This is a genomic window from Streptomyces sp. a15 (assembly GCF_059026085.1).
In genome coordinates, this window is sequence record NZ_JBWLKM010000320.1 from 1 (window position 1) to 265 (window position 265).

Genomic DNA, 265 nt, shown 5'->3' on the forward strand with positions numbered 1-265 from the left:
GTTGGTTACGGCGACGACGGCGACAGCGACAGCGACTACGGGGCCGACAGCGACTACGGGGCCGGCTCCGGCAAGAGCGAGGACCCGGACGCTCAGGGTGGCTACGGCGACACGCTGATGGAGGCGGAGTCCCCGGCGTCGCCGTCCACGACCAGCAACGACGTTGGTTACGGCGACGACGGCGACAGCGACAGCGACTACGGGGCCGACAGCGACTACGGGGCCGGCTCCGGCAAGAGCGAGGACCCGGACGCTCAGGGTGGCT

The 265-nt window shown here is 70.9% G+C and carries 1 pseudogene; it reads left to right on the top strand.

The window, feature by feature from the left end:
• A pseudogene (locus tag AC5P09_RS52315) lies at positions 1-265 on the top strand (hypothetical protein); the annotation flags it as partial.